The sequence below is a fragment of the Campylobacter sp. MIT 21-1684 genome (genome assembly GCF_026241315.1).
In the GTDB taxonomy this organism is placed as follows: Bacteria; Campylobacterota; Campylobacteria; order Campylobacterales; family Campylobacteraceae; genus Campylobacter_D.
On the sequence record NZ_JAPHNA010000030.1, the window covers coordinates 1 to 7,600 of the forward strand.

10 protein-coding genes and 1 pseudogene are annotated in these 7,600 nt (G+C 31.4%); 5 read left to right on the forward strand and 6 right to left on the reverse strand.

What is annotated here, in order from left to right:
* The 4 genes from OQH62_RS08060 to OQH62_RS08075 form a co-directional block, all read left to right on the forward strand.
* The coding region (locus tag OQH62_RS08060; protein WP_266016004.1) for a S24 family peptidase at nucleotides 1-588 on the forward strand (588 nt) is incomplete at its 5' end.
* Between the two features lie 58 nt (nucleotides 589-646).
* Nucleotides 647-916, forward strand: coding sequence for a hypothetical protein (locus tag OQH62_RS08065; protein WP_266016006.1), 270 nt, complete (start codon nucleotides 647-649; stop codon nucleotides 914-916).
* A 9-nt stretch (nucleotides 917-925) separates the two neighbouring features.
* Entirely contained in the window at nucleotides 926-1,120 is a 195-nt protein-coding gene (locus tag OQH62_RS08070; RefSeq protein WP_266016008.1) for a hypothetical protein, read from the forward strand.
* Between the two features lie 80 nt (nucleotides 1,121-1,200).
* The gene (locus OQH62_RS08075; protein WP_266016010.1) at nucleotides 1,201-1,488 is read left to right on the forward strand and encodes a hypothetical protein; all 288 of its coding nucleotides are present in this window, start codon (nucleotides 1,201-1,203) and stop codon (nucleotides 1,486-1,488) included.
* 34 nt (nucleotides 1,489-1,522) lie between these two features.
* Here the strand turns inward: OQH62_RS08075 and OQH62_RS08080 are convergent, their stop codons facing one another.
* The 3 genes from OQH62_RS08080 to OQH62_RS08090 all read right to left on the reverse strand — a co-directional run bounded on the left by OQH62_RS08080 (nucleotide 1,523) and on the right by OQH62_RS08090 (nucleotide 5,239).
* Nucleotides 1,523-2,332, reverse strand: coding sequence for a DNA adenine methylase (locus tag OQH62_RS08080; RefSeq protein ID WP_266016011.1), 810 nt, complete (start codon nucleotides 2,330-2,332; stop codon nucleotides 1,523-1,525).
* 208 nt (nucleotides 2,333-2,540) lie between these two features.
* Complete coding sequence (locus OQH62_RS08085; RefSeq protein WP_266016012.1) at nucleotides 2,541-3,029, reverse strand: phage virion morphogenesis protein; 489 nt, start codon at nucleotides 3,027-3,029, stop codon at nucleotides 2,541-2,543.
* A gap of 2 nt (nucleotides 3,030-3,031) precedes the next feature.
* Complete coding sequence (locus tag OQH62_RS08090; protein ID WP_266016014.1) at nucleotides 3,032-5,239, reverse strand: phage tail tape measure protein; 2,208 nt, start codon at nucleotides 5,237-5,239, stop codon at nucleotides 3,032-3,034.
* Between the two features lie 40 nt (nucleotides 5,240-5,279).
* Between OQH62_RS08090 and OQH62_RS08095 the strand changes: the two genes are divergently transcribed.
* Complete coding sequence (locus OQH62_RS08095) at nucleotides 5,280-5,585, forward strand: hypothetical protein (RefSeq protein ID WP_266016016.1); 306 nt, start codon at nucleotides 5,280-5,282, stop codon at nucleotides 5,583-5,585.
* A 111-nt stretch (nucleotides 5,586-5,696) separates the two neighbouring features.
* Here OQH62_RS08095 and OQH62_RS08100 read toward each other — a convergent pair whose 3' ends face one another.
* From OQH62_RS08100 to OQH62_RS08110, 3 genes and pseudogenes are all read right to left on the reverse strand, one after another.
* Nucleotides 5,697-5,936 carry a phage tail assembly protein gene (locus OQH62_RS08100; protein WP_323053647.1) on the reverse strand — a complete coding sequence of 80 codons (240 nt, stop codon included), beginning with the start codon at nucleotides 5,934-5,936 and terminating at the stop codon, nucleotides 5,697-5,699.
* A 91-nt stretch (nucleotides 5,937-6,027) separates the two neighbouring features.
* Complete coding sequence (locus tag OQH62_RS08105; RefSeq protein ID WP_266016020.1) at nucleotides 6,028-6,537, reverse strand: phage major tail tube protein; 510 nt, start codon at nucleotides 6,535-6,537, stop codon at nucleotides 6,028-6,030.
* Nucleotides 6,538-6,616: 79 nt separating this feature from the next.
* Nucleotides 6,617-7,387: pseudogene (locus OQH62_RS08110) on the reverse strand (phage tail sheath family protein); the annotation flags it as partial.
* Nucleotides 7,388-7,600 lie beyond the last annotated feature (213 nt).

The following is a 7,600-nucleotide window of genomic DNA, read 5'->3' on the forward strand; positions in this document are numbered from 1 at the left end:
GCTAGTGAAGGTAGAAAAGAATTAAAGTCTAAAGATATAGCCAAAGAGTTAGGCATTCATCCTGATACTTTTAATTCAATGAAGTTTAGAAACTCCATTCCTTATCCACAAATCCTAAACTTTTTAAATCAAAGAAATATAAGCATTAATTATTTCTTTTATGGAAGCTCTCCTAAAGATCAATTAGAATGTGAAAACAAATATAAAATTTTAAAGCTTTATAAAACAAATGCTTCTTTAGGTGGAGGTGGAATAAATGATTTAGTAGATTGTTCTGAGCTTCTTATAGATGAAAAACTCTTAGACTATTTTAAAACTAAAGATTGTGAGTTTCTTACTTGTTATGGTGAGAGTATGGAGCCACTTATCAAAGATGGAAGTATTTGTGTTGTTGATAGAAGCAAGGCTTTTAAAAATAAAGATATTTGTATAATTAATACTAGAGATGGGCTTTTTATCAAACAAGTTTTAAAGCAAGATGATGGAGTATTGCTTCACTCTTTAAATCCTTTGTATGAAGATGTCTTTTATAAAAATGGAGATTTTTTAGTGGTTGGTGTAGTAAGAGGAGAGCTTTCTAAGATATGACAGCACACATTAAGACAAACGAAGCTAATGTTCTCTTTAAAAACAAAAGGAGTTAAAAATGAGTGATTTAAGAAATAAAATTTTAAATGATTTAAGAGATGAAAGTCTTAAAATTTGTAAAGAACTCTTGGGTATTAAAGACACTACCAAAAAAGCAGAACTTATTAAAGATTTAGCTTTATTAAATGATATAGAAATAGCTATTAATGATGGTAAAGCTTATAAGAGTGAAGGCTTAGAGATTAAAGTGTTGCTTTTAGATAGAAGTGTATGTTTTTTAAGCTTTAATCAAAGCACTAAAAGTTTTAAAATTTCAAGTTATTTATAAGGATAAAAAATGAAATACCCTAGCGTTTATGTGAAATTAGTAGGAGAAGATGGCAATGCTTTTAGCATTCTAGCAAGAGTTAGCAATGCTTTGAAAAAAGCAGGTGTAAGCAAAGAAGAAATAAGTCAATTTCAAAAAGAAGCCATGAGTAGCGATTATAATCATTTATTAAATGTAGTGCAAGATTGGGTTAATACAGATTAATTTCAAAAAGATACCAAACAACAGCACACATTCAGCTAAACGAATCTAATCTTGTCCTATCAAAACAAAAGGAGATAAAGATGGATAGAGTATCATTAGATATAAGACAAGGCGTTAGCAAGAGATTTATAAATGCAATCTGCAATAATAATAATGAATTGGTTTTAGAATATCTTAAAAATGGTATGAGTGCAACTAAAGAATGCATGGGCGAAGAGCCTATGTTTTATGCAATAACTCACAATAATTTTGGAGCGATTTTGCTTTTATTAAAATATGGGGCTATCTTGGAAAAAGACTGCCTAGAAGAATGTAGCGAAAACTTTAGCAAAGAAGCTTTAGGATTTTTAAGCTCTTTACTAAAATAAAAGAGAATATTTTTCAATATTCTCTAGCTTGATTTTAAAAATTCATAATCAAAAGTTCTTTGCTTTCTTTTCTTTTCAGAGCACTATTTAAAGAATACTTTACCTTGAGCTCTTTAATATTAAAATCTTTATAAAGCCCTCTTACAAATTCACAATCATTGTAACTTAGCATAAACTTACCCTTGATGTTTTTAAGCAACTCATTTAAAAGCTTGTGTTCTTTTAGGGTAAAACTTGGAATATTTTTATAATAATTTTCAGTTCCTACATAAGGTGGATCTAAGTAAAATAAAGCTTCATTATAATCATATTCTTTTAAAATATATTCAAAGCTTTTATTTTCAATACTAACACTTTTGAGCCTTTTTGTATGCAAACTAAAATCCCTATACAATCTTTTTGGTGCTCTTTGCTTACTCATAGCAAATTGACCCATACTTGAACCAAAAGAAGTATTGATAAGATAAAAATAAAAAGCAGCTCTTTCAATATCGTTTCTTGGCTTTATTTGCTTGTTTTTAAGCATGTAAAAGATTTTTCTACTTACTAGCATAGAATGAAGCACATTTGCTAGGCTTTGTGGTTTATTTCTTATGCAAAGATGCAAATTAATAAGCTCGTCGTTAATGTCGTTGATGATTTCTATTTTTGAAGCACTTTTTTGATAAAAGACACTTAAAGCTCCTCCAAATACTTCAATATAGCTTTTATGTTCTGGCATTAAGGCTATAATCTCTTTAGCTAAATAATTCTTACCACCTACCCAAGCAAAGGGAGCTTTTAGTTTAGTCCTTGTAGGTTTGATTAGTTTGCTAGTTTTTAGAAGTTTGTCTGCACTATTCATTGCATTCTCCTTCTAAAATAAAATTTAAAAAGCTAGTTTTCAAAAATAAAGCTATAATGCTTTTGCTAGTTTTTAGAAAAAGGAAGGCTAAGGCTTTCCTTGCCAACTTATGCTAACACTTTTTGAAAAATTGCGATTTTCCAAAAAGTCGCATCACTGAAGGCTTCCCCGCCCATTGCTACGCAATGCCCCAAAACGCTCCAGTTTGTCACTTTTTAGCAATCCTTGCAATAAAATCCTTAGTATCTTTATAAATCACACTTCTTATACTTTGGTGTAAAACATTGTTATTATCTATTGGTAAAAAAGCTCTTGCAGGTATTTTTCTTTTTTTACTACCATATTGATGAGTCAGTCCATATTTAAAGCCACTTTCAGTTTGTATATTATTAAAAACTTCTACGCCATTTTTAGTAGGTTCGCTTTGCCAGTTTGTCTCCTTGCTTAACTCTCCATCTCTTTTTAAAATTCCTTTATTCTTTCCTTCTTTTATCTTTTGCTTTATTGTGGCTGGTTTTAAGCTTTTCCATTTCCCACCAAAAACACTGCGTTCATTTTTAAAAGAATCGATAATGCTATTTCTTATACTTTCTCCAGCACCTGCTAAGATACTTTCGCCGTGTTTATCCATATCTATTAATCTATCACAAGCTTTAAAAAAGTTTTCAAGTCCTTTTATTTCAATGTATTCACTCATATTTAGCCATAAATTGTAGTATTGATTTTATTTTGTTCTTGTTTTCTTAAAGCATCAAACACGCTTTTTTGTATAGCACTAGCAAATTCTTGCATATTAAAAGTACCATCTTTAGTAGCTATGTTAAAAGCACCATTAACGCTTATATTGATATTGCCGTTATTAAAGCCATGACTTATACTTTTTGCTTGTAATTCATCTTTATAAGTATTTGTAGCAATGATTTTCTCTCTATTTTGCTCCCTTTTGTTTATCTTAACTTCTTCATTATCTCCAAGCCCTACAAAATCAAGAGCATCTTTTATAAAACCGCTTACAGATGAGATCATATCTCCTACCCAAGAAAGTTTATTAGCAAACCATTCAAATAAAGAACCAAAGATATTATAAAAAAAAATCCCAATACCTTGCCAAATGGAGTTTAAAAACTCAGCCAAAGGAGAGACAACGCTCACAATAGTATTTTTAAAGCCTATAAATATAGAGCCACATTTTTCAAACGCCAATTTAAAAGATTCATAAACACTCTCCCAAGCAGAACGAAACCAGTTGATAAAACTCATAAACCAAGCCTTAACTTTATTCCAATTAGTAATGATAAGCCCAGCTACTAGAGCAATACTGCCTAAAATAAGACCAATAGGATTGCTTATCAGAGCTACACTTAACACTTTAATACCAATGGTTACAAGTTTAAATATTTTATTAAGCCCTACTAAAACAAAAGATAGTGCTTTAAGAGAAGTGGTATAAATAGCGGTAGTAATAGTTTTTGCTTTTAGAGCAATGTTAGATAGTATGCAAGAATTACGAAAAGCTAAAAGATGTATTCTTGCATTAATCAAAGCACTTTTAAATAAAATGGTACAATCTTTAAGATAGTTTTTAGCAATAGCATAAGCCAAAACTGCAGGTTTGGCAAATAAAAAAGTAGCTATAAGTCCTCCTAAAACTCCATTAAGACCGGGGATAAGTCCTGTAATGTAAGTGATGCCATTAACAAGGTAAGAAATCATCGCAGTTAGTTTTGATATGGCAGGTAAAAAAACCGAACCTAAATTAACAGCTAAGGAATTAAAAGCGTTTTTCATTAATGTAATAGAATTTTCAGTGGTTGCTGCTCTTGTATCAAACTCTCTTTGCAAAGATCCTCTTTTTGTTTCATCACTAGCATTTTTTAAAGCTTCTTTATAGGTGTCAAGCCCTCCAACAAGTGTTGCCATATCATCTGCAAATTCACGTCCAAAAATATCAACAAGCACTCCCATTTGTTCTTTTTGATCTAATTCTCCTATTCTTTCTAAAAACATATCTAAACCTTTTTGAGGATCATCAAAGCTAATTTGTTTTAAAAATGCTCCACTTATACCAAGTTTTGAAAAAGCAGCTTCAGCCTTAGTTCCCATATTATCAGCTGTAGCTAAAACACGATATAAGCTATTAATAGCCGTTCCTGCAACTTCAGGTCTCTTACCCAAAGAAATAAATGAAGAGCTTAAGGCAGCAATTTGCTCTTTGGTAAAGCCTATTTGTTTTCCAGCAGCAGCCGTTCGTTTCATTACATCAATAATCTCTCTAGCCTTAGATGCACTATTATCAGAGAGATTATTAATACTATCTCCAAGATTCTCCATATCCTCTAAAGAAATACCTAAAATATTTTTAATCTTTGCAACACTCTCACCGACATCTTCAGCACTCATATCAAATGCTACTTTCATTTTAGTTACAAGCCCTGTAAATTCTCTGACATCCTTTGAGCCAAGTCCAATCTGTCCTCCAGCAGCTGCTATGGCTGCTAATTCCTTTGCAGTAATTGGTAAAGTTTGAGACATTTTAAGTATATCATCACTCATTTTTTTAATATTATCACCTTCATCAAAATTCACAACCTTTCTAACATCAGCCATAGCACTTTCAAAACTGATAGCTTCTCCTAAACCTTTGCCTATAATCCCACCTCGAATAATATTGCCTAAACTTAAAAACTCATCTTGCAAACCTCTTCTTTGAGCTTTTAATTCTGCTCTTAAATTGGTGTTGAGCTTAAGAGTGTTTAATTCTTTTTGCAAACCGCTAATGCCGAGTTTGGTTTTTGCTGCTATTTTTTCTAAATTGCTAAAATCTTTAACCACCTTACCAACAGCACTTGCATTTTTAATTGCTAGTCCTAAAATAACACCAATTCCGATACTTCCTGCATTCTCCATATTCAACCCTTTTTAAGCGATTGTATTTTAAAATCCTCACATGAAAGTTTTAAAATTTATTAATGATGACACAATTTCACATATTGCCTTGTTATTAGCAACGTTTATACCTGCTTTTTTTATAAGCTATCAAAGCACAGGTGATGGCTTTTCAAACATAGTGGCTATTTTCGTTTTTTCTTATTTTATAAGCATTATCATAACTGCTATTTTAATGATGATTATGCCACCTATTGCTTTATTATTTATTTTGCCTACTTGGTTAATTGTGATAAGTTTAGATTTTATTCTTTTTGCTCTTTTAAAAATTTATTCTTTTAAAAATAAAACAATCAAAAACTCTTAGCCTTTAAAAGCTCTTTAGAAATATTTAAAGCTTCTTCAAATTCATCTAAGCTTAAATCCAAAACTTCATTTAACCCCCAGTGTAAGGTATGGCTTATCAGAGCTACAGATTCTAAGCTGTAACTCCAGCTTCTTGCAAAAAATCTTTTAATCCATTTTGCAGAGCCATAAAATCTTTAAGATTTAAATCTTCTATTTCGTTCTCTTGCTTGTTTGTAAGTGTAGCTATCATATAAATGGTTTGTTCCATTTCTTTTTCACTTTTGTTAGTAGCATTTTTTAGCACACGCACACTTGGTTCTCTCATTTTTAATTCTTCGCCATTTTCAAGTTTGATAATTTTTTCTTTCATTTTTAATCCTTTCTTAAGAAGTAAAGCTAACACTATGCTATATAAAGCCCTAAGGCAACTTTTTTATTTTTAAACACTGATTAATCAGTATTTAAATGGTTAAATTGCTTCTAACATCACTCATCATATCCACCCCATTTATCATTAAAATGGTATTTTTATGATCGTAAGTAATAATGGGAATGTTATTTCGACGTTGCATGTAAAAATGAACAGCCATTTTTATTTCCACTTCCACTTCTTTTCCGCTTTCATGATCACTTTCATTTATGCTTACAAATTCTCCTAAAAACTCAGCACTAATACCATAATTTTTTCCACCCTTATGAACGCTTTCACGAAAGAGTAAAGGAGCTTTAATCTCACTAAAAGTAGTATGAAAAAAAGCTGCATAAAGCACTGGATCAACAACTGCCAATTTAAAGCTAATTTCTAAAGGTTTTAAAACACCGCTACTATAGTTTGCTCCTAAAACTCCTTTAGCTTCAATCATTTCTTGTTCTATATCTGGAAGCTTTAAATTTCTAACCACTCCAAGATAGCCTTGACCATCTATGTAAATGTTACCTTCTTGTATAACTTCACCAATTATTCTTTTCATTTTTTATTCTCCTTTTAATTTTAAAGATTTCATTCCTCGACCCCCTCTAAACCAACTTGCTTGCCCAAAAAAGCCATTTCTATTCAGCACTAATAATCTTAATCAAATCACTTGCCCATTCATCAGAGTAAATAAACTCTAAAGTGATTTGTTTTACAATTGGATTATTCATCATTTTTATATTAAGATAAAACTTTCCAGCACTCACATTAGCATCTGTATTTCTTTCTTCATCCCAAGAAACTTCATAACCTATTAAAACCTTAGCTCCTTTTAAATCTCTTAAAAGCTCTTCAATGCTAATCTTTATAAAATACAATTCACTTGCTTTTTTATCAATTGCCTTAAAAGCCGCTTTTTGTCCTGCTATGGCTATCCTATCAAAGATTCTTACTCTTGCTAAATCTTGCCAAATGGTATCTTCGTGGCTAGTTTCCCCGCCCCAAGAGCGATAACCCTCTGCTAAAATGCAAGTTGAGATATGAGCATTTCTTAATCTGTCCGCATCACAATCTGAACCATTAATAAATTCTATAAAATGCTCCATTCCAGTAACTCCATTCATCACTCTATTTGAGTAAGAATCACTAAAGCCATATTCTTTATCTGCGTCCGTGTGGGCTATCATCGCTGCAATGATTGGAGATTGTGGGACATAGGCATATTTTCCTTGTGAGTTTAAAACTTGAACTTGTGGCCAAGCTGCTACAAGTCTTTTAGAGCTAAAAGTTTTCATTTCATTAATGGCTTCTCCAACATTAGCAGCGTTTAAATCTACAATAGTTGTGATATTCATAGCACTTGCTATACTTTCAAGTTTTGTTTTAACTCCTGATTCGTGTGAATAGTATCTTATTGCCTCTTCTTTCAATTATTTTTATAGTGGCATTGTGTATAGGATTATAATACACATCTCTTATTTGTATTTTTATAGGTTCAGAGTTAAGCTTTGACATTACAATATCCTATTTATTTTGCTTAGTATCTTTGCTCTCACTCCGCCTTCACCTCCCCACCTTTAACGACTAGTCCTTTAGAATCTATCACTACTTCTACTCCACCT